The sequence below is a fragment of the Kribbella sp. NBC_00709 genome (genome assembly GCF_036226565.1).
Classification (GTDB): Bacteria; Actinomycetota; Actinomycetes; order Propionibacteriales; family Kribbellaceae; genus Kribbella.
The window spans coordinates 3020780-3043740 of record NZ_CP108996.1 but is presented as its reverse complement, the minus strand read 5'-3'; the positions used below and the strand labels follow the sequence as shown (position 1 = coordinate 3043740).

The following is a 22961-nucleotide window of genomic DNA, read 5'->3' as shown; positions in this document are numbered from 1 at the left end:
CCTGCGCGAATGGATTCGCTCAGCGGCCAGCTGACTACTTTACGTGACTTTCGAACGACCGATCTCGACGACTATCTGGCGATAGCCGGCGATGACCGGGTCACGACCTGGATGGCGTTCGACAGCTACGACCGGGCCAAGGCCGAGCAGAACCTGGCCGGTATCGTCCAGCGGTCCGCGCAGGAGGACCGACCCGATTACATGCTCGCCGTCACCCGTCCGGACGACGACCATGTGATCGGGTTCGCCCGGATCGCACCGAGCGGCGCCTGGGGAGCGAAGCTCGGCTACGCGATCGGCGCGGACCACTGGGGTCACGGCTACGCGACGGACGCCGCCCGGGTGCTGCTGAGGTTCGCCTTCGGCGACCTGGGGCGGCACCGGGTGACCGCCGCGATCGGCCCCGAGAACGAGGCCTCGATCGCGGTCGTCAAACGCCTCGGCTTCACCTACGAGGGCCACCTCCGCGACCACGTCTTCACCAACGGCGACTGGCGCGACTCCCTGCTCTACTCGCTGCTGCAAGGCGAGTACGCCGGCTGACCGAAAGCCGTCATGTCCGGCATCTGCAGGTGCGTTTTGCTGTACGGTCCTGACAGATCAGGTACGACAAGTCCATGCCCTTGTCGAGAACGATCCGGAACCGAATACCACTCCTGCTCACCGGTGCGTTGGTGCTGTCGGCGGTCACCACTGCCGGCGCGACGTCCAACGCCAACGCGCAGCCACCGCCCACGCCCGGTCTCAGTGCTGCACCCCGGGCAGCCCCCCTCACCGCGCCGGCCACGATCACCCTGCTGACCGGCGATCGCGTCACGCTCACCCCGGACAAGAGCGGTGCGCCGCACGTCGACGTACGCTCGCGGGACGGCCGGACGGGGACCCGCGGGTACACGATCCGCAGCGACAGCGGCAGGATCAGCGTCGTGCCGCACGAGGTCGCGAGCCTGGTTCCCGCCGTACTCGATCCTGAGCTGTTCGACGTGACGAGCCTGGTCGAGATGGGGTACGACGACGCGCACCGGGCAGACCTGCCGGTCATCGTGCGCGAGGCCCCTGGTGACCGGACGATGGCGAGCACCGGGTTCACGGCGACCCGCGACCTCGCCAGCGTGCACGCCACCGCCGGCCGGATCGCGAAGTCCCGTACGGCGTCGCTCGGCGCGGCCCTGACCGCAGCCGCGACCACCTGGACGACCAAGGTCTGGCTGGACGCCGCCGTACACGGCGACTCGACCGACACCGGCGAAGCCACGCCACGGGACGGCTACCTGGACCAGATCAAGGCTCCAGCCGCCTGGCAGCGCGACCTGAACGGGAAGGGCGTCAAGGTCGCGGTGGTCGACTCGGGGATCGACACCGGCCACCCGGCGCTGGTCGGCAAGGTGACCGCGGCGGCCGACTTCACCGGCGAGGGCACTCAGGACGACCTCGGCCACGGGACGCACGTCGCCTCGTTGCTGGCCGGCAACGGCGCCGGGTCGGACGGCGCCCGGCAGGGTGTCGCACCCGGTGTCGAGCTCGTCTCCAGCAAGGTCCTGAACGGTCAGGACGAGGGCACCACGTCGGGCATCATCGCCGGGCTGGAGTGGGCGGCCGCGCAGCAGCCCGATCTCGTCAACGTCAGTCTCGGCGGTTTCGCGCCCCGGTACAGCGAGGACCTGCTGGCCGAGGCCGTCGACGGGTTGACCGCGAGCAGCGGCGCGTTGTTCGTAGTTGCCGCAGGCAACAGTGGGTCGTCGTTCCCGACGCCGTACTCGATCGAGACTCCCGGGACGGCCGCGTCCGCCCTCACGGTCGGAGCGGTCGACGGCACCGATCACAAGGCCTCGTTCTCCAGCGAGGGGCCGACCTGGTCCTACCTCCAGAAGCCGGAGATCTCGGCACCCGGGGTGGGCCTCCTCGGGGCCCAGGCGGGTGCGCGCGACGGCGATCTGTATGTCGCACACTCCGGGACGTCGCAGGCGACCTCGCTCGTCACCGGCTCGGCCGCACTGCTGCTGCAGCAGCACCCTGACCTGACCTGGCAGCAACTCAAGGCGCGACTCAGCAGCGCGGTCGACGACACCGGTGTGTACACGTCGTGGTCCGGCAGCGGGCGACTGAACCTCGCCACCGCCACGTCGGCGGGCCTGACGGCGGACGTGGGCGTCGTCGACTTCGGTGCGATCCGCCACCCCGACGACGCGAAGCAAACCCGCACCATCACTCTCACGAACCCCGGGAACATGCCGGTCGCAGTCACGGCCGCCGACCACGAGGTGCGCTCCGGAGTCGGCACACCGGCGTCCGAGTCTGCCGTTGTCGTGTCGCCGGCCGCCGTCACCGTCCCAGCCGGCGGTACGGCGAGCCTGACGGTCACGCTCGACCCCGCAGCCGTCACCGACGACCTCTGGCAGGGATCGATCGACCTGCTCGCCCCCGACGGCAAGGAACTCCTGCGCCTGGCCTTGAACGCGTACGACGAGCCGCCGATGTACGACGTGTCCGTCCAGGTCCTCGACCGCGACGGGAAGGCCGTGTCCGGCGGATGGGTCAACGCGTTCAACAGCGCCAACGGCGGCTTCGTCCAGTTCACCCTGGACGATCAGGGTCGCTCAACCCGCAGGATCCCTCCCGGTGAGTGGAGCATGTACAGCTGGGTGACCACCGACGACACACTCGCCCTGACCGGCGGCCCCGATCTCACCGTGGCCGGGGACACGGCGTTCACCCTGGACGCCCGCAAGGCGGTGCGGCTGAACGTCCCGGTGGTCGAGGGTCAGCCCACCGAGCCGACCGCGGCCGCCGTCACGGCCCTGCGCGCCTCCGCACCGTCGCAGTGGCAGGCCGAGGATCTCTACCCGAGCATCGAGGACGTCACCGCCGGGAGGATCTACGTACAACCGACCGCGGCCCCGAAGCACGGCATCACCGAGACCGTGACCCGATGGCAGCTGGCGTCCGCGGCGAAGAAGTCCCACTCCGACGATCCGGACCTGTACGAGGTCTACCAGACCGCGAACCACTTCACGGTGCCGCTGGCCAAGAACCTCGACCGCAAGACCGTCCGGGCGATGGCACGGGTCGACACGACGTTCGGCGGTGTCTGGGGTGGTGGCGCAGTGGGTGTGGCCCGCGGCTCGGCGAGCACGCTGACCACCTTCGGCGGGTCGATCTGGCAGGCCGTCAAGACGCCGTCGCACCGGATCGAGATGCTGTCGGCGGGCCCGGGCATCCAGTGGTGGCAGTGTCTGGATCTGCCGTCCACCGGCGAGAGCGGCGTCTGCGACAACCCGTACCGGACCTACCAGCCAGGTGAGAAGGTGCGCTCGGTCTTCGGTACGGCGATGCATCCGCAGCTGACCGAGAGCGACATCTACGCGGGCCAGTTCAACATCCAGGTCGGGGTGGCCGATCCCGGACATCTCGGTGTGCTCGATCTGTCGCGGTTCCCGGAACACCGGCTCGCGCTCTACCGCAACGGCAAGCCGATGGGAGAACTCAACGAGACCTCCGGTTTCTTCAACGTGCCCGATGGCACCGCACGCTGGCGGGTGGAACACAGCTGGAAGAGCGATCAGGTCCCGTCCTCCACCGAGGCGAAGACCAGCTGGGAGTTCACCGCGAAGCCACCGGCGGAGGGTGAGAACCCGGTCATGCCGCCGATGCTCCGGCTCGACTACGACCCGTCCGTGTCACTCGACGGCAGTGCGCCGGCGTGGCGACCGCTGACGTTCGACCTGCGAGCCGGATACCAGCCGGCCGCGACCACCTCGACGATCAAGTCCGCCCGGCTCTGGGTCTCGCCGGACCGTGGCAGGCACTGGACTCCGGCACCCCTGATCCGGACGAAGGACGGCTACCGGACCATCGTGGCTCCCTGGTCCCTGTTGCCCGGCCACAGTCTGTCGGTCCGTGCCACGGTGACCGACAAAGCCGGCAACTCGATCGATCAGACCGTCCTGGATCTGGTGCCTGTGCACTGAGTCAGGATCAGAAGGCCCGGGGTCACATCTGTGATCTCGGGCCTTCTGACGCAGACTGGTCGTATGGCCGCCACCAGTGCTGGATCGTTGACTCCGCTGCGGGACGGTTTGGCGCGGATGATTCTGACGAAGGTCGCCGGTCCGGACCCGCACGCTGAACGCGACCGGGTGCACAACACTCCCGGACCGCGCTGGTTCGGGCCGGAGCGACCGATCCGGCGGGTACACGGTGACGCGTCGATGTTTGCCGGCGGACTGCGGGCGCTGCTGCTGCAGTCCCTGCACCCGCTCGCGATGGCGGCGGTGGCGGCGCACTCCGGTTACCGCGGCGACCCGTGGGGCCGGCTGCGCCGGACCAGCTACTTCCTCGCCATCACGACGTACGGCGCGATCCCGGCTGCGGAAGAGGCGATCGAGCACGTCAGGTCGGTGCACGAGCGGGTCCGGGGCACCAGCCCGGACGGAGTGAAGTACCGGGCGTCCGACCCGCACCTGCTCAAGTGGGTGCATGTGGCGGAGGTGGACAGCTTCCTCGCCGCCCACCAGAGGTACGGCGCGCATCCGCTCGACGCCGACGAGCAGGACCAGTACGTCGAGGACACCGCGCTCGTGGCCCGCAGGCTGGGGGTGATCGACCCGCCGACGACGGTGGCCGAGCTGCAGCAGCTGCTGAAGGAGTACCAGCCCGAGCTGCGCGGTACGACGGAGGCTCGGCAGGCAGCCCGGTTCATGCTGGTGCACCCACCGGTCCCATGGACGGTCCGCCCGGCGTACGGCGTACTCACGGCTGCTGCGGTCGGACTGCTCCCGTGGTGGACCAGACTGCCGCTGCGGCTCCCGTACCTCCCGCTGGCCGAGCGGACCGTCGTACGAGCAGCCGGAAACGGCCTCACCAGAACCATCCGCTGGGCTCTCGCATCACCAACACTGGCAGAAAGCGGCGCGGAGGTATGAGCCGCCGGTAAGAGGACGTCTGGGCGCAGAGAGCCCAGATGTCCTCTAAGTTGTTCTCGTGCCGCTGCGTCCTCATCGTCCGCTTCCCCTGGCTACGCCGGCGGGAGTCGCGGTGCTGACCAAGATTCTGACTCAGGGGCCGATCCCGCGGGTGGAGATCGCGCGCCGGACCGGGCTGTCGCAGGCCGCTGTGACCAAGGCAGTGGCACCGCTGATCGACTCCGGGTTCGTCACCGACCAGGCGGCCGCTCCGGTCGAGGGAGATAGCCAGATCGGTATCGGGCGACCGGTCAGCCCGCTGACCGTCGTACCGAGCAGCGTCTCGGTGATCGGCGTCAAGGTGACTCCGACGAGCCTGATCGGTGTCACCACGGACTTCACCGCGGGCATCCTGAACATCCGGCACGAAGAGCTGGACGACACCGGCCCGGAAGTGGTGATCGACCGCGTCGCCGCCCACGTGAATGCGCTGATCGGCTCACTGAAGTCCGGTACGGCGGTGGCAGGTCCGCTGGCCGGTATCGGGATCGCGGTGTCGGGTGATGTCGACGCGGCCCACGGCGTGGTGCGGGACTCGCCGCTGATGGGCTGGCGCGGCGTACCGGTCGCGGAGCTGCTCGGCGAGCGGGTGCGGGTGCCGATCGTGGTGTCGAACGACGTGCGCGCGCTGACCGTGGCCGAGCACTGGTTCGGCGTCGGGGTGAACGCTGACTCGTTCGCGGTGGTGACGATCGGCTCCGGCATCGGGTGCGGGCTGTACATCAACGGCGAGGTCGTGTCCGGCGCGTACGGCGTCTCGGGCGAGCTCGGCCATCTGCCGCTGGCACCGGGCGACCTGGTCTGCACCTGCGGCCGGCGCGGGTGTGTGGAGACCGTCGCTTCGTCGGACGCGATCCTGGCCCGGACCCGCGAGACGACCGGGCGGGCGGACCTCGACCTGGCGGGCGCGATCAAACTCGCCCACGAGGGCAACCTGCAGGCCCGGGAGGCGTTCGACCGGGCCGGCGAGGTGATCGGCTCCGCGCTGGCCGCGATGGTCAACCTGGTCGGCCCCGAGCTGGTGGTGATCGCCGGCGAGGGCGTGGCGGAGTACGACCTCTACGAGGAGCGGATGCGGCGTACCTTCGCCGAACACGCCTTCGGCGCCGCCGGCGACTGCCGCCTGATGCTCCGCTCCCACACCTTCGACGACTGGGCCCGGGGCGCGGCCGCCACGGTCATCCGCTCGTACGTCCGCGGCGAACCACCGCTGCACCGCTGACCGCAGCCCGGACCGTTGAGGGGTTGACCCCCGAGGTGGTCGGTTGCCCACCCGGATTCTCAGGGGGCAACCGTCCAGCTGTGGGGTTGACCCCTGAGACGTCCGTCAGCTCCGGGCGGCGGCGAGGATCTTGCGCCAGACCTTCTTGTACGACTCGAGGCCGTCGGCCGCGAGCGGGCCGGTGGGGCCGGCGGTGATGGAGACGCGCTCGGGGATGGTGCCCCAGACCGGGATGCCCTCCTCGGCGTACTGCTGCATCGCCTCCTGGTACGAGCGGGTGTACGTGCGGGCCGAGCAGATCACCAGGCCGGCCGGCACGTCGTCCGGGACCAGCTCCATCACGGCCTTCACCCGGGGTGTCTCGACGCCGCCGACACGGGTCGGGATGATCACGATCCTGGCCCGTTCGAGGGCCTTGTTCAGCAGGCGTTCGTGCGACGGCGGCATGTCGACGATGCCGATGCCCTCCGGCGGCACCTTGTCCAGCGCCTTGTTCAGCAGGCGCTCGGTCGGCGCCTCCGCGATCTCGATCCGGTTGAGTTGTTCGTCCTCGGACTCCGCGATCCAGTCCGCGGCGCTGCCCTGCGGATCGGCGTCGATCAGAGTGGATGTACGACGGTTGGAAGATGCCAGCGCGGCCAAGTACACCGACGTGGTTGTCTTCCCGACCCCGCCCTTCAGTGCAGCTGTCACGATGATCATGAACAGAACTTACCCGGTTTTGTCCGATTTCCGGCGTGTCTTCGGCGTTGCCTTCGAACATCGTGATAGTTGCCCCCGGCCCATGAGAACAAGCTCAAGCCCACTTCAGCCCAGAATCCTTTCCCCGGGTCCTCGCCTCTTACTCCTGTATCGCACCCGACCAGGAGGTCCCCATGACCGTCACCCTGACCATCGCCGCCGCTGTCGTGGTGGTGCTGCTCGGCACCTGCAGCTTCGTCGTCCTGCGTCGGCGGACCCGTGGCTGACCTCGACGAGCAACTGATCCGCGCCGCCCAGAACGGCGACGTCGACGCGCTCACCACGGTCGTCGCCGGTGCGCACCCGACCGTACGGCGGTTCGCGCGGAGCCTCTGCGCGACGCCGGAGGACGCCGAGGACGCGGCACAGGAGGCGTTGATCATCCTGTACCGCAAGATCGGGATGCTCAGGGCAACCGGTGCACTGGCGTCGTGGATGTTCCGCATCGTCCGCAACGAGTGCATCCGGCGTACCCGCATGTTCCTCCGGGAGCAGCCGGCTGTGCGGGATCTCGCGACGTTGTCGGCCGAGGAGGAGGTCATCCAACGACTGGAGGCCACCGCGGTCGCGATGGCGATCGCCGACCTCCCGGCCGATCAGCGCTGCGTGCTGGTCATGCGCGACGTCCAGGGCCACAGCGGACCGGCGGTCGCCGCGGCGCTGGGGCTGAGCACGGCCGCGATGAAGTCCCGGCTGCACCGGGCCCGAAGTACCGTGCGTCAGACCCTGGACGGTCAGCTATGACGTTCGCGAGTACGTCGTTGCCACGCCATCTGATCCGTGGCGCCATCGGCTTCAGCAGCCTGATCGGCGCAGTCGCCCTGGTGCCGCTCGTGGGGCCGGTCAGCCTGCTTCTGTTGCCGGCAGGCTTCCTGGCCCTCCGCGGCTGCCCGACCTGCTGGGTGATCGGCCTGATCGAGACGATCTCCCGTGGCCGGCTCCAGCGCGACTGCGCAGACGGTCAGTGCCGGATCACTTCCCCAGCCAGGCGTCCACCGTCGACTTGTTCTGGTCTACCCACTTCTGGGCGGCCTGGTCCGGGGTGAGTTTGTCGACGGCGATCATCCGGGCCACGGCGTTCTGGTCCTCGTTGGTCCACTTGAAGTTCTTGACCAGGTCGTACGCCGGGCTGCCGGAGTCGGCGAACTTCTTCGAGACGATCTTGTCCAGGTCGTACGGCGGGTAGTCGCAGGCGACCTTCGCCGGGTCGGCGTCGCAGCCGGCCTTGTACACGGGCAGGTTGATCTTGACCAGCTTGACCTCGTTGAAGAACCACTGCGGCTCGTAGAAGTACGCGAGCAGCGGCTTCTTGTTCTTCTCCGCGTCCCGGAACGCCTGGATCAGCGCGGTCTCGCTGCCGCTCTGCACGACCTTGTAGTTCAGCGCCAGGTTCTTCACCAGCGCCTCGTCGTTCGTCACGTACGACGGGTCGCCGTCGAGCAGCTGCCCCTTGCCGCCGGACTCCGACGTCTTGAACAGGGCCGCGTACTTGTTCAGGTTCTTCCAGTCCGTGATGTCCGGGTACTTCGCGGCCATCCACGGCGGCACGTACCAGCCGATGATGCCCTTGACCCCGGTGGATCCGGCCTCGACCGCGACCTTGTCGTCGGTGATGTACTTCTTCTTCAGGTCCTCGTGACCCCAGTTCTCCAGGTTCACGTCCACCTCGCCGGTGGAGAAGCCCTGCCAGGCGATCTCCTCCTTGAGGTTCTTCTCCACGACCTTGCAGCCGAGGTCCTTGGTCGCCACGTAGGAGACCACGGCGGCGTTCGCCTCGTACCCGACCCAGGGGCTCACGGTCAGGTTGAACGTGCCGCAGTCCTTCCCCGCGGCGGCCGGCTTGTCCGCCCCGACCTTCTCTCCACCGCACCCCGCCAGCGCGAGCGCGACCGCCGTCAGCACACCGGCGTACCGGAGCTTGTTCACCGCATATCTCCTCTACCTTGGAAATTCTGGGTACGGCGGGCCGCCGCCTGAGTGATGCGATCGAGCATGACGCCCAGCAGCACGATCGCCAGCCCGGCCGCGAGGCCCTTGCCGTACAACTCGCTCTGCGCGAACCCGGCGGCCACGTCGTACCCGAGCGCGCCCGCGCCGACCAGCCCACCGACGACGACCATCGAGAGCACGTAGATCAGGCCCTGGTTGACCGCGAGCGTGATCGCCCGCCGCGCCACCGGCAGCTGCACCTTGCTGATCACCTGCCAGCTGCTCGACCCGACCGAGTTCGCCGCCTCGACCGTCGCGACCGGCACCGCCTTGATGCCATCGGCAACGATCTTGGTGGTCACCGGTACGGCGAACACCACCGCGGCCGCGATCGCGGTGAACCGGCTGGTCCCGAACAATGCGAGGAACGGCACCAGGTACACGAACGGCGGCATCGTCTGCCCGGCGTCGAGCACCGGCCGGATCCAGGTGTCGACCCGTCGGTTGCGCCCGGCCCATACTCCGAGCGCCAGACCGGCGGCGACGACCACGACGGTGGCGAGCAGCGTCGACGCCAGCGTGACCATGCTGTCGTGCCACACCCCGGTCGCCACCAGCAGCCCCAGGCACACCGCCGCCGGCACGGCGCCTCGCCATCCACCGAGGACAAAGGCCAGCGCGACGACGACCACGGTGACGAGCCACCACGGCGATCCCGTCAGGAGAGCCTCGAGCGGGTTGAGCAGACCGTTCGTGACCGCGTCGCGGACGCCGTACGTGAAGCCGCCGAAGACGTTCTGGACCCAGTCGGTCACGTCCGAGGCGATGACCGCGATGCGCGAGCCGATGTTGACCTGCGACGGGAACTCGGCGGCCCACACGTAGGTCCGGGAGAACCAGATCGCGACGAGCACACCCACCGCCCCGCCCGCGAGCAGGATCCGGCGCCGGCGGTTCGCCGTCCGCCAGGGACGGTCACCGGCCGCGGTCGTCACCCGGTCGAGCACGATCGCGATCACGACGATCGCCAGGCCGGCGTTGAACGCGACGCCGACGTCGAGCGTCTGCAGGGCCTTCAGCACGGTCTGGCCGAGACCGGGCGCGTCGATCAGCGCGGCCACGGTCACCATCGAGAGCGCGGCCATGATCGTCTGGTTGATGCCGACGACAACGGTCGACCGCGACATCGGCAGCAGCACCTTGGTCAGCGTCTGCCCGCGCGTCGACCCGAGCGAACGCGCCGCCTCGACGCTCTCCGGTGGGACCGAGCGGATCGCGTGCGCGGTCAGCCGGACCGCGGGCGGCGCGGCGTAGATCAGGGTGGCGATCGTGGCCGCGGCCGGTCCGATCGCGAAGAACAGCGTCAGCGGCGCGAGGTACACGAACGTCGGCAGCGTCTGCATCAGGTCGAGCACCAGCGTCGCGACCTTGAACGCGCGGTCGGACAACCCGGCCCAGATCCCCAGCGGGATCGCGACCAGCAGCGACAGCAGCACAGCCGCGATGGTGAGCGACAGGGTGTCCATGCTCTCCTGCCACAACCCCTGCAGCCCGACGAATCCCAGCCCTGCGGCGGTCAGCACGGCGACCTTCCAGTTGCCGAACGCCCAGGCGCAGTACGCCGAGATCGCGACCACGCCGAGCCAGCCGATCGCCGGGACCGGGCGATCGAACGACGGCTGGGAGATGAGGTTCTGCAGCAGTACGACGAAGTGGTCGACGGCGATCCGGATCGCGTCGAACAAGACGTTGCCCTGACCCACGTCGTCGCGGTGCTCGGTCAGCCACCGGTGCAGCGCGGTCGTCTCCTGACCGCCGAGAACGAGCGTGTCGATGCCGCGCAGGACGAAGTACGCCGCGACCCAGACGACGAGCAGTACGCCGACGACCACACCGCGACGGGGTCGGCGTACCTCGATCTCGACGGAGCCGGTGATCGACGCCATCAGTTCGTGTCCGCGACGACGGCGAGGATCTCCTCGTCGCCGATCACACCGAGCAGCGTGCCGCCGGCGACGACCTTCACCGGGCGATCGGACTCGAGCACGAGCCGCGTCGCCTCCCTGACCAGCACGTCCGGCCCGAGCTCCGGCCCGTCGAGCGGCTCGTCCGGCCGCGGGTCGCGGACGATCCAGCGCAACGTGAGTACGTCGGCCCGCGGTACGTCGCGGACGAACTGGCGCACGTAGTCGTCGGCCGGCGCCCCGACGAGCTCGTCGCCGGTGCCGAGCTGGACCGCGGCGCCGTCGCGCATCAACAGGATCCGGTCGCCCAGCTTGAGCGCCTCGGACAGGTCGTGGGTGATGAATACCATCGTCTTGCCGACCTCGCGGTGCAGCCGCACCACCTCGGTCTGCATCTCGCGCCGGATCAGCGGGTCGAGCGCGGAGAACGGCTCGTCGAACAGCAGTACGTCGGGGTCGTTCGCGAGCGCCCGCGCCAGGCCGACCCGTTGCTGCATGCCGCCGGACAGCTGCTCGGGGTAGAGCTGCTCGTTGCCGGCCAGGCCGACCAGGTCGATGACCTCCTGGGCGCGCCGGCGCCGGTCCGGCTTGCTCTCGCCGCGGATCTCCAGACCGTACGAGACGTTGTCGATCACCTTGCGGTGCGGCAGCAACCCGAAGTGCTGGAAGACCATCGAGAACTTGCTCCGCCGGAGCGCGCGCAGCCGCTTCTCGTCGGCCGCGCGCAGGTCCTCACCCTCGAAGACCAGGCGGCCGGCGGTCGGCTCGATCAAACGCGTGAGGCAGCGGACCAGGGTGGACTTGCCCGACCCGGACAACCCCATCACGACGAACACCTCACCAGGGGCGACGTCGAAGCTGAGGTCGCGAACGGCCGCCGTACATCCGGTCTTCGCGTACAGCGCGGCGCGGTCGAGCGCGGCGAGGTCGGGACGGCGGGGAACGCGCTGCGCCTTCGGGCCGAACACTTTCCACAGGTCCTGGACGGACAGCAGGGCGTCGGAATCCTGGATGTCGGGGTACTCGAGCTGAGCGGTCACAGGTAAACCCTCGCATCCCCGCCGGCGGACACAACGTGAACCGCGACTGTATCCAACCCACAGTTCGCGGGCGCGGGGCCGGGTGTCTGTCCGATCAGCAAGAACGCGTTAAGTCAGGGCTGGTACGGCGGCGCCTCGCCCCAGCCCCAGTGTGGCACCGGCGCCTTCGGCGGCGGGGTTGCGCCCGGCTGCGAGTTGGCGAGCGCGATGCGGGTGCCCCATTCGATGTACGCGACGAACGCGGACCGGAACTCGGGGTCGTCCGGGAGACCGGCCGGGTCGGCGCTCTGCGCGATCAGGGCCGCCCAGCGCGAGCGCTGCTCCTCGGTCAGCCCGAGGCCGAGGTGGTGCGAGAGCATCGCGGGGTAGCCGCCGAACTCGTCGGTGTACCGGCTCGGGCCGCGGAACACCTCGCCCAGCCAGATCGCCACGTGCTCGCGGTGGTTCTCGCTCATGTGCGCGAACACCGGCGCGAGGATCGGGTCCTCGAGCACCTTGTCGTAGAACACCTCGGTCAGCCGGCGCAGCGCGTCATGCCCGCCGGCCCACTCGTACAGCGTCGGAGTAGTCACGTAATCATGTAATCACGCGAAGAGGGCATCGGCGACCGCCTTGAGCTCGGCCTCGATCCGGGTACCGCCGTCCGCGGTGAACCACAGCACGTTCTGCAGGATCCGGCCCGCCGTCCACCCGAGCGCACGATCCCGGTCGATTCCGGTCACCTCGAGCATGAGGCCGAACCGGTCGCGGATCGCTTGCGAGAGGTCGCCGGTCGCCACCAGATCGTCCCACCGGTTCCATACCGCCGGCATGAGCTCGAACGCCGGGTCACCGGCCAGCGGCTTCGGATCGATCGCCAGCCACGGCCGCCGCGTCCCGGCCATCACGTTGTAGTAGTGCAGGTCCCAGTGCAGCAGGCGGTCACCGGATTCCGGCAGCAACTCGGTCACCTGCGCGACGAACCGCCAGGTCAACGCCTGCTCGGCCGGGTCCGCCAGCATCGGGATCAGCCGCGGCGCATCCTCGATCATCCCGGCCGCGATATCCGACAGCCGACGAATGCCGGGCGGGGCCGGGACGACCATCAGGTGGGTCAGCAGCTCTGCGAGGATCCGGGTCGCCTCGACGTGGTCCGGCAGGTCGTCGAGGGTCCGGGGCTGGAGGCGTTCGAGCAGCAAGGTCGAGGTCGCCGGGTCGTCCTCGAGCACCGCGACGACGTCGTTGTGGTTCCAGGTCCGGAGCGCCAGCGCCTCGCTCTCGCTCTCGTCGTTGACCGACTGCAGCTTGAGCATCGCCTGCGTCCCGTCCCGCCGTACGACGGGCAGGATCAACGACGCCTCGCCACTCAACGCGTCACCGTCGACGGTCAGCTGCCATTCCCCGAGGTACCGCGCCGCGGCCCCCGGGAGCCCGGCCAGCCACTCAGGCGCCTTCGCACTGTGATTCCGGATGAGCTTCGCAGGAATCTCGATCACCCTCGGCACAGTAGGTGGTTGGCGCGAGATGTGCTTGGGTTTTGCTGTGGAGAGCAGGCATCGGCGGGTTCAGGGGATTGTGGCGGTCATCTATCTGGGGATCCCGGTGCTGCTGCTGGTGGCGGTGGGGTTGATCGCGGCGACCGGTTCGCCGGCGGCCTGGATCGGGTGCGTCGTACCGGTGGCGATGCTGGTGGCTGGCGTCGTGTTGCGGCGGCGGCATCGGTACACCCCGCGGTGGTGGCTGGGGGTCGCCGGGTTGTACGGCGGTCTCGCGGGGCTGATGGTGACGCTGTTCCCGCTGGCGGTCGGGGTCTGGTGGCCGGCCGTCCTCGCGCTGCCCGGGCTCATCGTCGGGATCGTCGTCGGTCTGGTGCTTGCCCGCGCGGCGGACCGGGCGCTGCTGGTCCCGTTCGTCCCGGAGCTCGCCGGCACGCCGTACGAACTCGTCTTCCGGCTCCGCGGCATCCCGCTCGCGGCCGTTCTGGTCGGTGCTGACTCGGTCACCATCCAGTCGCATCCGATCCCGCGCTCGGAGCACCAGTTTCGTACGTACCCGCTGAGCGGGATCACCGGCACCTACGAGTTCTCGCTGTCGGGTGACGAGCGGCTCAAGTTCCCGATCGCGGTGACCCACGCGGTGCCCAGTCCGGGCCCGGCCGTGATCCTGCAGGCCGACGGCGAGGACTGGGTCCTTCCGACCAGCCAGTCCAGCACGCTGATCGACGTACTCACCGAACGCCGCGAGATCTAGGCAGCTCGGCCGGGTCTTCTCGGTCCGCGGGTTCTAGGTGCGTTCCTGCTTGGCGGTCTCGGCCTTCTCGGCCTGCCAGCCGTCCTCGTTCTTGCCGAGGCGCCAGTAGCCGGACAGCGACACGCGGTCCCGGGCAAGTCCGCGCTCCTGGTAGAGGTTCTTGCGGATCCGGAGCACGAATCCGGCCTCACCGTGCACGAAGACGTGCGGAGTGCCGTCCGGGAAGTCGAGCGCCTCCACGGCCGCGACCAGGCCGTCACCACGCTCACCGGACGCGGCCGACCGGTGGAACCAGCGAACGTCGGCCTCACCCGAGCCGCCGAACTTCTGCTCCTCGGACTCGTCTCCCACCTCGAGCAGGACGATCGCCCGCGCCCCGGCGGGCAACTGCTCGACCGCCGAGCCGATCGCCGGCAGAGCGCTCTCGTCACCGACGAGCAGGTGCCAGTCGGCCGCCTCGTCCGGTGAGTACGCACCGCCTGGACCGTTGAACCACAGCACGTCACCCGGCTGCGCCGCCGCGGCCCACGGCCCCGCGACACCCTCGTCGCCGTGGTGCACGAAGTCGATCGTGAGCTCGCGCGCGGCCTCGTCCCAGCTGCGGACGGTGTAGGTCCGCATCGTCGGCCAGTGCTCGGCCGGATGCGTCTCGCGCACGACCGCCAGGTCCAGCGGCTCGGGGTACTCGACGCCGTCCTTGCAGAACAGCAGCTTCACGTAGTGGTCGGAGAAGCCGTTGTCGGCGAAGTCGTCGGACGTCAGCACCACGCGGATCATGTGCGGGGTGATCCGCTCGGTCCGGCGGACGACGGCGCGCTTGCAGACGCGGTTACGGCGGGGTGCAGGGCTGGTCACGCGACCACAGTCCTCTCGGGCGGATAAGTTAGGGCTACCTAAGTAAGCCTAACCCACCCGCCCCAAGGACTCAGATGCCGCGGATGTAGAAGACCTTGCTGACACCCGCCTGGTAGTTGTAGCAAAGCGGGAAGTAGACGCGGTACGGGATCAGGCCCTTGTACGCCGGTTGCGCGTTCAGCGTGAACCGTCCGCTGGAGGACCGGATACTGCCCATGGGGCTGACGGTCTTCCACTGCGTGGCACCGTACAGCCGCTGCAGGTACACCTTGCACGACGACGGCGCTCCCGCGACCACACCGTTCACCGGAACGATGGTGCCGACCTTCGCGCTCGTCTTCGACGGCGTCGCGGAGACGACGCCGGGCCGCGCCGGCACGAGCCCGAGTCCGCCGTTCGACGACGGGTTGCCGGGCAGCAGGAGGCAGTTCACGTAGTCGGCCATCGAGGCGGTGTACGACTTGGTGACCGTGCCGGTGACGTCGGTGAGGTTCGAGTAGCCCGGGCCCATGTACTCGGCGCAGGTGTTGTCGTTGCCGAGCACCACGCGGAGCCGGCTGCCGTACGGCCGGCCGGTCTGCGAGTCGGTGACCGCCCACTTGATCGAGTACGGCTTGCCGAACGGCACCACCTTCGGGATCACCGATGCGCTGATCCGCGGGACGTGCGTGCCGGTGACCGCGATCGACGGGCCCTTGAACGGCGTCGGTTCGGTCATGTCACCGCTGCCGGGGAAGAACGGGCCGTGGATCACACCGGTCACCTTGAAGGTGCCGTTGGCCGTCGAGGGCACGTACAGCGGACCGCTCCAGGTCCCGTTCGCGAGCCGCGGCAGACTGGTCGAGAGCAGCGTCGACTCCGAGCCGGATCCGCCGGTGCGTTCGAGGATCACGAGCACCGGAGTCTTCGAGTCCTCCGCATCGGTGAACTTCCCGGTCACCGTGACCGTGACCGCGGCAGTGTTGAGGCCGCTGACCGCGACCGCGGGCTGGTTCATCGCCACCGCGTCGATCTTCAGGTTCGGGTCCGGGCTGGCGTGTGCGGTGATCGGCACCGCCCCGAGCCCCAGTACGACCATTGCGGCAAGCATTCGAAACTTCATGGTTCAGAGCCCCTTGATCGTGAACGACTTGGTGACAGCCGCGATGTACGGCTGACAGGCGGGGAAGTACACCCGGTACGGGATCAGGCCCTTGTACGACGGTTGCGCGTTGACCGTGAACCGGCCGGACTGCCGCACCGTACCGGAGCTGACCGTCTTCCACTGCGTCCTGCCGTACAGCCGCTGCAACTGCACCGGGCAGGACCCGATCATGTTCGCGACCGAGCCGTTGACCGGGACGATCGTGCCGACCTTCGCGCTCGTCTTCGAGGGAACGGCGGCGATGACCGTCGGCCGCGACGGAAACAGCCACTGCCCGACGATGTAGTACGGGTCGGCGTAGATGTGCGCGCAGTTCAGTGCGCCGGCGTCGTCCGCGGTGTACGCCTTGGTGATCACGCCGTTCGTACCGGTCCTGTACAGCGGGCTGCCGCCCTCCGCGCACGGTGCGTCGACGCCGAGGCCGATCGGGATCCGGCTGCCGTACGGCTTACCCGTCGCGGTGTTGGTGACCGCCCAGGTGATCGAGTAGGGCTTGCCGAACGGCACCACCCGCGGGTTCACCGACGCGGTGATCTTCGGCAGGTTCGTGCCCTTGACCGTGATCGTCTGGCCCGCGTACGGCGTCGGGTCGACCGGAGTACCGGGGTCGGGGCCGCCGTACGGACCGGTCATGACGCCGGTGACCTTGAAGGTGCCGTTCGCGGTCGAGGCGACGTTGAGCCGGCCGGTCCAGGTGCCGTTCGCGAGCGTGCCGCCGGTCCGCTGCAGATCGGCCGACACGATGTCCCCGCGGGTCCCGGTGCCACCGGTGCGTTCGAGGACCACGTTCAGCACGAGGCTGTCGTCGCCGGGCTCGGTGGACTTGTAGCCGGCCTTGACGGTCACGTTGATCGGGTACGTGTTCAGGCCGGACACCGCAACTGCCGTACGGTCCAAGGTGACCTGGCTGATCGTCAGGTTCGGATCCGGATCGGCCTGCGCCGTGGTCGGCGCCACGCCGAGCAACAGCGCCGCCAAGGGCACCGTCGCCAGGGTCGCCGTTACTCGTTCGAGTCGCATGCAACTGAGCGTGACAGCGGTACAGGGTCGCATCCAGCCTTTTGCCTCAGGACTGCGCGATCGGGCCGGTCCTTGTAGACCAGTTGCGCGCGGGCGCTGATTCAACTGCCGGGAGCCACCTGTTAACCCCCGCGTCACGTACAGCAGGTGTCCACGACCGTTCGCTCTCGCAGGCTGTTGCGGTGAGTACGGTATTCGGCAGCTCCGAGCGACCGGCGTACTCCGTCATGCGCACGGACGGCCAGGGCCGGCCGATCTCGATCGGCGACGAACTGCCGGTGAGCAACGCGATCCTGTACGCCGGACCGCCGGGGATGGGCAAGACCTCCGAGCTCAATCAGGCCGCGGACGTGGCCAAGCGCAACGGTTATCTGACGGTCCGGCTGGCGGCGTCGCAGAACGTCTCGATCGAGCACCACATCACCAACGCGATCCTCGCCGAGCTGCCAGAGCTGGAGAAGGAGTACGGCAAGCGGCGGCTCCGGAAGGTCCGTAAGACGGTCAGCGACCTGACCCGGAGCGGCCGGAAGTCCCGGTGGGGCTGGGAAGGCCGCGTCCCGCTCGGTATCGGGCCGCTCAACATCGGGCAGGGAGTCTTCAAGCAGGAGTTCGACACGACCCCGTACGACCAGCTGGGCACCACGCTGACCGACCTGGCGGGCGAACTCGGCCGGACCGCGGGCGGGAAACCGGTGCTGCTCCTGATCGACGACGTCGACCAGGGTTCCGACCGCGACCTCGCCGGTCTGAACGAACTGGCCATCCACCTCGAACAGAGCGGTCTCCCGGTCTGGCTGATCGCGGCCGGCGGCGCGAAGTCCACGACCATGATGATGGCGGCGTCCCGGCGGATGTCCGGGATCGCCAGCACGTTCACGAACCAGTTCAGCGTCCGGAAGGTCGGCCCGCTGTCCGACGCCGAACTCCGCCCGGCCATCACCGAACCGCTGCGCCGGGCCGGGATGCCCTACCAGCGGGAGGCGATCGACCGCCTGGTCCGGGCCGCGAACGGCAGTCCGTACCGGCTCCGCGGATTCGCGCTGGCAGCGGAGGCGCTGGCGGATGCCCGGACCGGGATCACCGTGGACGTGGCGGCCGCGGCGATCGTCAAGGTCGAGAACGTGGAAGAGCTTCAGTACGAGTCCCGCCTGAACGAGTGCGGGGACGCCGAGCGCGAGCTGCTGGCAACGGTGGCCGAGCAGGACCCGAACGGCCTGTTCATGCCCGCCGTGCTCCAGGCGGCCGGGCAGGACAAGTGGCAGGAGATCGACGGCGCGCGCCAGGAGCTGGTCGCCCGCGGACTGGTGCGTGAACACGGTGAATACGTCACGATCGCCGAGCCGCACCTGCGGGAATACATCAGGGCGCCATGGCTGGAAGGCGATCCGACCGGGCCGGATCCCGCTGGGCCGGAGCAGTTCTTCCGCCAGCTCGCGAAGCCCGATGCCGGTCTCGCGCCGATCCACCCGACGGCCGACCCGACCCGGATCAATCAGATCCTCGGTACGGCCGGTAATCCTCGTCATCGGCTCGACCGGACCAGCGCCGACGGCGTACCGCTGTCTCTGGACGAGCGTCCGCCGACCCGGACCACGATCCTCTTCGAGGGTCCGCCCGGTGTGGGCACGAGCCAGGAACTGAGCCGGACGAAGGCGATGGCCGACGAGGAGGGCTGGACGACGATCAGACTCGACGCCAGCCCGCGCGAACCACTGGAGTTCCGGGTCATCCGTGCGGTCAACGAGCAGCTCGACTCGATCCGCGAGAACTTCGGCGACGCCGAGGCCAAGCACGTGAAGAAACTCCTCAGCCAGCTCTCGCTGCGGACCAGGAACACGATGAACACCGCGCAGATCCGCCTCGGTCCGTCCGGCGGTCCTCAGTTCGGTCTGCACAAGTCCTTCGAGGGCGTGCAGGCCGACAACGTCGGCGTCGGTCTGCCCGAGGTCGCCGACTATCTCGGTCAGCTGGCCGCGGCCAAGCGCCTACCCGTGCTGTTCATGATCGACAATCTCGATGCGGCGACCGACGACGACATGGCCTCGCTGTCCACGTTCTCGAAGCACCTCGACGAGGCGCGGAAGCCGGTCTTCCTGATCGCGGCCGGCGGCGAACAGGCCGTCACCCGGCTGCGTACGGCGTCCGGCGGAAAGTCCAAGGTCGCGACCACCACGCCGCTGAAGATGGATCTCCGCAAGGTACCGCTCTGGACCGAGGACGAGCTGCGTCCCGCCCTGGCCGAGCCGCTGCAGCAGGCGGAGATCGAGCACGAGCCGGCGGCGATCGACAAGCTGGTCAAAGAGGCGAACGGCAATCCGGCTCGCCTGCGGGCGCTCGCCGGCTCGGCGCTCGAGTTGGTCGCGCCGGATTCCGGCAGCGTCACCGTGACCGTGGCCAACGCCGCATCGGCGCGACTGAACGCGCGGTCCGACCTGCTGTACGACGCGGCCTGGTACAACTGCACTCCGCTGCAGAAGGAGCTGCTGGTCAAGACCGCAGCCAGTGGCCGGCAAGGGCTTCTGCGGCCGGCCAAGGAGCGGGTGCGGGACGAGTCGACCTGGCCCCGCGACCGGGCCGCGCAGGACCTGCTGTCGGACGGTCTGCTCGCCAGGTCCGGCAAGCATCACATCATCGTCGCCGACCCCGGCTTCCAGGACTGGGTTCAGATCCGGCTGGGCCTCGACGCCGCCCAGGCCGGGATCGCCCGGCCGGCCGGACCGCAGGCGCAGGTCGCGTCGACCGGCGAGCGGTCAGCACCGAGCCGCCCGGCTCTCGGTCCGGGCGGCTCCACGCGGGACTTGCAGGCCAACCGTTAGTTCGGCCAGATGGAGCTGATCCACTCCGGGTGGTCGATGAACGGGTTCCGGTTGTGCTGGAACTGGCTGTAGATGACCTCGTTGCGGTTCTTCTCGAACGCGTCCGGCGGGTCGGCCGCCGCCCAGGCCTTCAGCACCGAGAGCTTGCCGATGTACGGCGCGGTGCCGTTGCCGACCGAGTTGTTCACCTCGAGGTTCGGGAAACCGTCGCCGCCCTCGTACCGGACGGCCATGTAGAAGATCATCCGCGCGACGTCACCACGCGCGGCCGGCCGCGGGGCGAACGAGTCCGAGTCCGCCGTACAGCCGGAGCACTGGGCGACCGCCGTACCGCCGTTGTCGAAGTCGAGGTTGCCGCGGGCCGAGTTGACCGAGACGTCCTCGGGGCGGAGGTGGTGGACGTCGGTACCGGGGCCGGTCGCCGTACCGAAGTCGCCGTGGGACTTGGCCCAGACGTGCTCACGGTTCCAGTCGTCGACGCCGCCGCCCTCGCTGCTCTTCGCGATCGAGCGGCCGGAGTAGATCTCGATGACGTTGTTGCTGTTGCCCGGGTCCTGGTCGGTGACCTCGAGCGCGTCCCAGACCTGGTCGTAGGTGAGCTTGGTCTGGTTCGAGATGATCGTGTGCAGGGCGGCCTTCAGCGCGGCACCGGTCTTGCCTTCCGCGCCGGCGTAGTAGTCACCTGGATCGCCCGGATCACCCGGGTCGGAGCCGCCACCGCCGGTGAACGCGGTCGCGTTCTTCAGGCCGGGGTGCGAGAAGTACGCCGCCAGCGTGCCGGTGACCGTGATCTGCTTGCCGAGCAGACTCGGGTTGCTCTGCAGGCCGTACGACGCACGGAACGCGGCCGGGATCTGGACGTACAGCATGGCCGACGTACTCGTCTGGGTCGCCGAATCGGCGAGCGCCAGCGCGAAGTCGTTCGGGAAGTTGCTGCGGACAACGGTGCTGGTAGCGGTCGGCTGACCGACCACGTACCCGCTGACGGACGCCGTGGAGTTGTCCTGGCGGCCGATCGCGGTCGCGACGGTGATGGTGGTGGCGGCGTTGGACGGAGTGATTCCGAAGCCGAGCAACGCGAGGACGGCGGTGACGAGCAGCGCCGGACGGAACAATCGGGACACGGCTACTCCCAGGGGCGGGTGGGGACCGGACCCTCTGAGGTTGCCCGCCCGGCCCCGACCGCGAAACCTCCCGCCGCTGAATCCTTTCTGGCCGCTCGGCGAACGACGGGTCGGCCGTCGCGATGGGGGCGTACGCCGCGATACCCGGGGACGCCACGACTCCAGCCGCGCGTGGCGAGAAGATCCCGGAAAGCCCGCTCCCAGTCGGCCATGGCACCTGTTCCGTCGATTGCACTGTCAGGTATCAAGACGAAGCAGGACGCCGAAGCGTTGGGGGGTGTGCCGGGACGGAGTTGAGCCGGTGGGGCGGTGAACGGGTGAGTGCCGTTCATCGCCCCACCTGGGTGGATGGGCCCCCATCAGGCCGTGACTGTCCGCCACAGCCTGCTCTGCCCACCCACCAGCGAGGTACTACTGGCGGGCAGCACCTCACCGACAAGGGTGGCGTGGTGCGGACGCCGTTTACGGACGGTACTCAGTCCAGCACGCGTTGTCCATGGCTCGGAGCAGCGATCTCACCCTACTGACAGGTCACTGACTCCTCAGGCAGTCACCGCGGCGGCATCGGAGCGCTGGGCGCGCTTCAGCCCGTACAGCAGCAGGCCGATGGAGATCGCTCCGACGATGACGTAGGTGACCACGCCGCCGATCCCGTCCCAGGTCGTGTGCAGCGCGACGGCCAGCGCGTACATCCCGATGAATCCCGCGAAATGCCTGCCGGTCGGCGCGATCACGAATCGCCACAGACCCCAGCAGGCGAGCCCGGTCCAGGCGGCATGCCCGGCCGGCGACAGCAGTCCGCGGAGGAACAACGTCTGCTCCGCGGCGCCGACGTTCCCGTTCGACTGCAGTAGCGCGACGAACGCGTACCCCATCGTCTCGAGTACGGCGAACCCGGTGCCGACCGCGACGCCGATGACGATCCCGCGGCCGATCGACGTCCGGTACCGGTGCCCGAAGAAGATCACCAGCACCGCCGGCACGACCAGCTTCGCCGCCTCCTCGATCAGCCCGACCCCGACCATCGGCAACGTCCCGAGCCGGCGCATCGCGTCGTACTCGAGCAGGCCCGCGACCACCACCCCGACCACGCCGCCGAACAGCAGGCAGCCCCCGAGCGTCGGCCCGTCGATCAGCCAGCGCCCCGAGCGCCCGGCCGCGAACGTCACGAACGTGAGCGGTACGACGAGGGCGCCGAGCAGGATCATCGTCGGGAACAGGTTCGGGTTCCCGGTGTCGGTCAGCACGGCCAGCACGGCCAGATACAGCCCGGCGCCGACCACGAACGTCCCCAGCCATCCCCACCTGCGTACCACCGATGCGGTCATGGGGCCTCCCGGCCTGGACTGAGGAGTGGAGGGAGCGAAGCGACCGGAGCGACGAGGGAAGGCAGGGAGTCACAGCCCCATGACCCGCCGCGCCGGAGGCGTGGCATGTGCACAGTCATGTCCCTGATGGTGCCGGGGTTGGCGTGGTTGCGCCATGTCGCAGGGACGGCAGTGATGGGCTCCCGGCCTTGTGGAAAGCCCACCGGCGTACCGGTCATCTCGGTGTTCGGCGAGCTCGACGACCTCGGCCAGCTCCGCGGCCCGCGCGGCGGACAGACCGACCAGCAGCCGGTAGGTCTCCTCCTCGCGGGCATCGAGCAACGAACCGTCCTGCATCCCACCCCACCTCCGGGGCCCACCCTTTCAGGCATTCAGCGCTCAGCTCTTGGCACTGTTCAGCCACGACACTTCCGTGCCATCACGGAAAGGCTGAGGGCCCGTCACTTTCCGGTCAGACGCCAGCGGAACTCGCCGCCGCCGAGCCCACCGCCCTGGAGAAGAGAACCGATGATGAGCATGACCGACTACGCCGGGATCGCCGGACTGATCGCCGCGGCCGCCGTTGCTGTCTGGATGCTGCGCAACCAC

19 protein-coding genes are annotated in these 22961 nt (G+C 69.1%); 7 read left to right on the top strand and 12 right to left on the bottom strand.

The genetic code is table 11. The annotated features are described in order from the left end of the window. Nucleotides 1–9 precede the first annotated feature (9 nt). The 4 genes from OHA18_RS14980 to OHA18_RS14965 all read left to right on the top strand — a co-directional run bounded on the left by OHA18_RS14980 (nucleotide 10) and on the right by OHA18_RS14965 (nucleotide 6183). Nucleotides 10–543 (top strand): GNAT family N-acetyltransferase, encoded by a 534-nt coding sequence (locus OHA18_RS14980; RefSeq protein ID WP_329004682.1) that lies wholly within the window; start codon nucleotides 10–12, stop codon nucleotides 541–543. Between the two features lie 74 nt (nucleotides 544–617). Beyond that, nucleotides 618–3968 (top strand): S8 family serine peptidase, encoded by a 3351-nt coding sequence (locus tag OHA18_RS14975; RefSeq protein ID WP_329004681.1) that lies wholly within the window; start codon nucleotides 618–620, stop codon nucleotides 3966–3968. 63 nt (nucleotides 3969–4031) lie between these two features. Next, nucleotides 4032–4922 (top strand): oxygenase MpaB family protein, encoded by an 891-nt coding sequence (locus tag OHA18_RS14970; protein ID WP_329004680.1) that lies wholly within the window; start codon nucleotides 4032–4034, stop codon nucleotides 4920–4922. Nucleotides 4923–5034: 112 nt separating this feature from the next. Further along, a complete protein-coding gene (locus OHA18_RS14965) occupies nucleotides 5035–6183 on the top strand; it encodes an ROK family transcriptional regulator (RefSeq protein ID WP_329004679.1) in 1149 nt (382 codons plus the stop codon). A 105-nt stretch (nucleotides 6184–6288) separates the two neighbouring features. On the opposite strand, the gene OHA18_RS14960 is transcribed toward OHA18_RS14965, so the two are convergent. After that, nucleotides 6289–6885: a ParA family protein gene (locus OHA18_RS14960; RefSeq protein ID WP_329004678.1), complete on the bottom strand. Its 597-nt coding sequence runs from the start codon at nucleotides 6883–6885 to the stop codon at nucleotides 6289–6291. A gap of 258 nt (nucleotides 6886–7143) precedes the next feature. On the opposite strand from OHA18_RS14960, the gene OHA18_RS14955 reads away from it, so the two are divergent. Further along, the gene (locus OHA18_RS14955; RefSeq protein WP_329004677.1) at nucleotides 7144–7668 is read left to right on the top strand and encodes an RNA polymerase sigma factor; all 525 of its coding nucleotides are present in this window, start codon (nucleotides 7144–7146) and stop codon (nucleotides 7666–7668) included. A 228-nt stretch (nucleotides 7669–7896) separates the two neighbouring features. Here the strand turns inward: OHA18_RS14955 and OHA18_RS14950 are convergent, their stop codons facing one another. The 5 genes from OHA18_RS14950 to OHA18_RS14930 all read right to left on the bottom strand — a co-directional run bounded on the left by OHA18_RS14950 (nucleotide 7897) and on the right by OHA18_RS14930 (nucleotide 13332). After that, the gene (locus OHA18_RS14950; RefSeq protein WP_329004676.1) at nucleotides 7897–8850 is read right to left on the bottom strand and encodes an ABC transporter substrate-binding protein; all 954 of its coding nucleotides are present in this window, start codon (nucleotides 8848–8850) and stop codon (nucleotides 7897–7899) included. Next, nucleotides 8847–10799, bottom strand: a complete 1953-nt coding sequence (locus OHA18_RS14945) for an ABC transporter permease (RefSeq protein ID WP_329004675.1) — start codon at nucleotides 10797–10799, stop codon at nucleotides 8847–8849. The genes OHA18_RS14950 and OHA18_RS14945 overlap by 4 nt, the downstream gene beginning before the upstream one ends. After that, on the bottom strand, nucleotides 10799–11857 hold the full coding sequence (locus tag OHA18_RS14940; RefSeq protein WP_329004674.1) for a quaternary amine ABC transporter ATP-binding protein: 1059 nt from the start codon (nucleotides 11855–11857) through the stop codon (nucleotides 10799–10801). The genes OHA18_RS14945 and OHA18_RS14940 overlap by 1 nt, the downstream gene beginning before the upstream one ends. Nucleotides 11858–11970: 113 nt before the next feature. Then, nucleotides 11971–12429 carry a group II truncated hemoglobin gene (locus OHA18_RS14935; RefSeq protein ID WP_329004673.1) on the bottom strand — a complete coding sequence of 153 codons (459 nt, stop codon included), beginning with the start codon at nucleotides 12427–12429 and terminating at the stop codon, nucleotides 11971–11973. Nucleotides 12430–12441: 12 nt separating this feature from the next. After that, entirely contained in the window at nucleotides 12442–13332 is an 891-nt protein-coding gene (locus tag OHA18_RS14930) for an aminoglycoside phosphotransferase family protein (RefSeq protein ID WP_329004672.1), read from the bottom strand. Between OHA18_RS14930 and OHA18_RS14925 the strand changes: the two genes are divergently transcribed. Next, nucleotides 13307–14086 carry a hypothetical protein gene (locus OHA18_RS14925; protein ID WP_329004671.1) on the top strand — a complete coding sequence of 260 codons (780 nt, stop codon included), beginning with the start codon at nucleotides 13307–13309 and terminating at the stop codon, nucleotides 14084–14086. The two genes, OHA18_RS14930 and OHA18_RS14925, sit on opposite strands and share 26 nt — an antisense overlap. Nucleotides 14087–14119: 33 nt before the next feature. On the opposite strand, the gene OHA18_RS14920 is transcribed toward OHA18_RS14925, so the two are convergent. The 3 genes from OHA18_RS14920 to OHA18_RS14910 all read right to left on the bottom strand — a co-directional run bounded on the left by OHA18_RS14920 (nucleotide 14120) and on the right by OHA18_RS14910 (nucleotide 17105). Continuing rightward, nucleotides 14120–14941 (bottom strand): siderophore-interacting protein, encoded by an 822-nt coding sequence (locus tag OHA18_RS14920; RefSeq protein ID WP_329004670.1) that lies wholly within the window; start codon nucleotides 14939–14941, stop codon nucleotides 14120–14122. Between the two features lie 70 nt (nucleotides 14942–15011). Next, nucleotides 15012–16043, bottom strand: coding sequence for a hypothetical protein (locus tag OHA18_RS14915; RefSeq protein WP_329004669.1), 1032 nt, complete (start codon nucleotides 16041–16043; stop codon nucleotides 15012–15014). Nucleotides 16044–16046: 3 nt separating this feature from the next. Beyond that, the gene (locus OHA18_RS14910) at nucleotides 16047–17105 is read right to left on the bottom strand and encodes a hypothetical protein (protein ID WP_329004668.1); all 1059 of its coding nucleotides are present in this window, start codon (nucleotides 17103–17105) and stop codon (nucleotides 16047–16049) included. 182 nt (nucleotides 17106–17287) lie between these two features. On the opposite strand from OHA18_RS14910, the gene OHA18_RS14905 reads away from it, so the two are divergent. Beyond that, the gene (locus OHA18_RS14905; protein ID WP_329004667.1) at nucleotides 17288–19921 is read left to right on the top strand and encodes a hypothetical protein; all 2634 of its coding nucleotides are present in this window, start codon (nucleotides 17288–17290) and stop codon (nucleotides 19919–19921) included. Here OHA18_RS14905 and OHA18_RS14900 read toward each other — a convergent pair. The 3 genes from OHA18_RS14900 to OHA18_RS14890 form a co-directional block, all read right to left on the bottom strand. After that, a complete protein-coding gene (locus OHA18_RS14900) occupies nucleotides 19918–21045 on the bottom strand; it encodes an endonuclease (protein WP_329004666.1) in 1128 nt (375 codons plus the stop codon). The two genes, OHA18_RS14905 and OHA18_RS14900, sit on opposite strands and share 4 nt — an antisense overlap. Before the next feature lie 542 nt (nucleotides 21046–21587). Further along, nucleotides 21588–22373, bottom strand: coding sequence for a PrsW family intramembrane metalloprotease (locus OHA18_RS14895; RefSeq protein WP_329004665.1), 786 nt, complete (start codon nucleotides 22371–22373; stop codon nucleotides 21588–21590). Nucleotides 22374–22442: 69 nt separating this feature from the next. Next, nucleotides 22443–22709, bottom strand: coding sequence for a hypothetical protein (locus tag OHA18_RS14890; protein ID WP_329004664.1), 267 nt, complete (start codon nucleotides 22707–22709; stop codon nucleotides 22443–22445). Nucleotides 22710–22961: the final 252 nt, after the last annotated feature.

Bases quoted from the DNA above. Each gene is read 5' to 3' on its own strand.
- OHA18_RS14980 (WP_329004682.1), top strand. From the start codon at position 10: ATGGATTCGCTCAGCGGCCAGCTGACTACTTTACGTGACTTTCGAACG.
- OHA18_RS14975 (WP_329004681.1), top strand. From the start codon at position 618: ATGCCCTTGTCGAGAACGATCCGGAACCGAATACCACTCCTGCTCACC.
- OHA18_RS14970 (WP_329004680.1), top strand. From the start codon at position 4,032: ATGGCCGCCACCAGTGCTGGATCGTTGACTCCGCTGCGGGACGGTTTG.
- OHA18_RS14960 (WP_329004678.1), bottom strand. From the start codon at position 6,885: ATGATCATCGTGACAGCTGCACTGAAGGGCGGGGTCGGGAAGACAACC.
- OHA18_RS14945 (WP_329004675.1), bottom strand. From the start codon at position 10,799: ATGGCGTCGATCACCGGCTCCGTCGAGATCGAGGTACGCCGACCCCGT.
- OHA18_RS14925 (WP_329004671.1), top strand. From the start codon at position 13,307: ATGAGCTTCGCAGGAATCTCGATCACCCTCGGCACAGTAGGTGGTTGG.
- OHA18_RS14915 (WP_329004669.1), bottom strand. From the start codon at position 16,043: ATGAAGTTTCGAATGCTTGCCGCAATGGTCGTACTGGGGCTCGGGGCG.
- OHA18_RS14910 (WP_329004668.1), bottom strand. From the start codon at position 17,105: ATGCGACTCGAACGAGTAACGGCGACCCTGGCGACGGTGCCCTTGGCG.
- OHA18_RS14895 (WP_329004665.1), bottom strand. From the start codon at position 22,373: ATGACCGCATCGGTGGTACGCAGGTGGGGATGGCTGGGGACGTTCGTG.
- OHA18_RS14890 (WP_329004664.1), bottom strand. From the start codon at position 22,709: ATGCAGGACGGTTCGTTGCTCGATGCCCGCGAGGAGGAGACCTACCGG.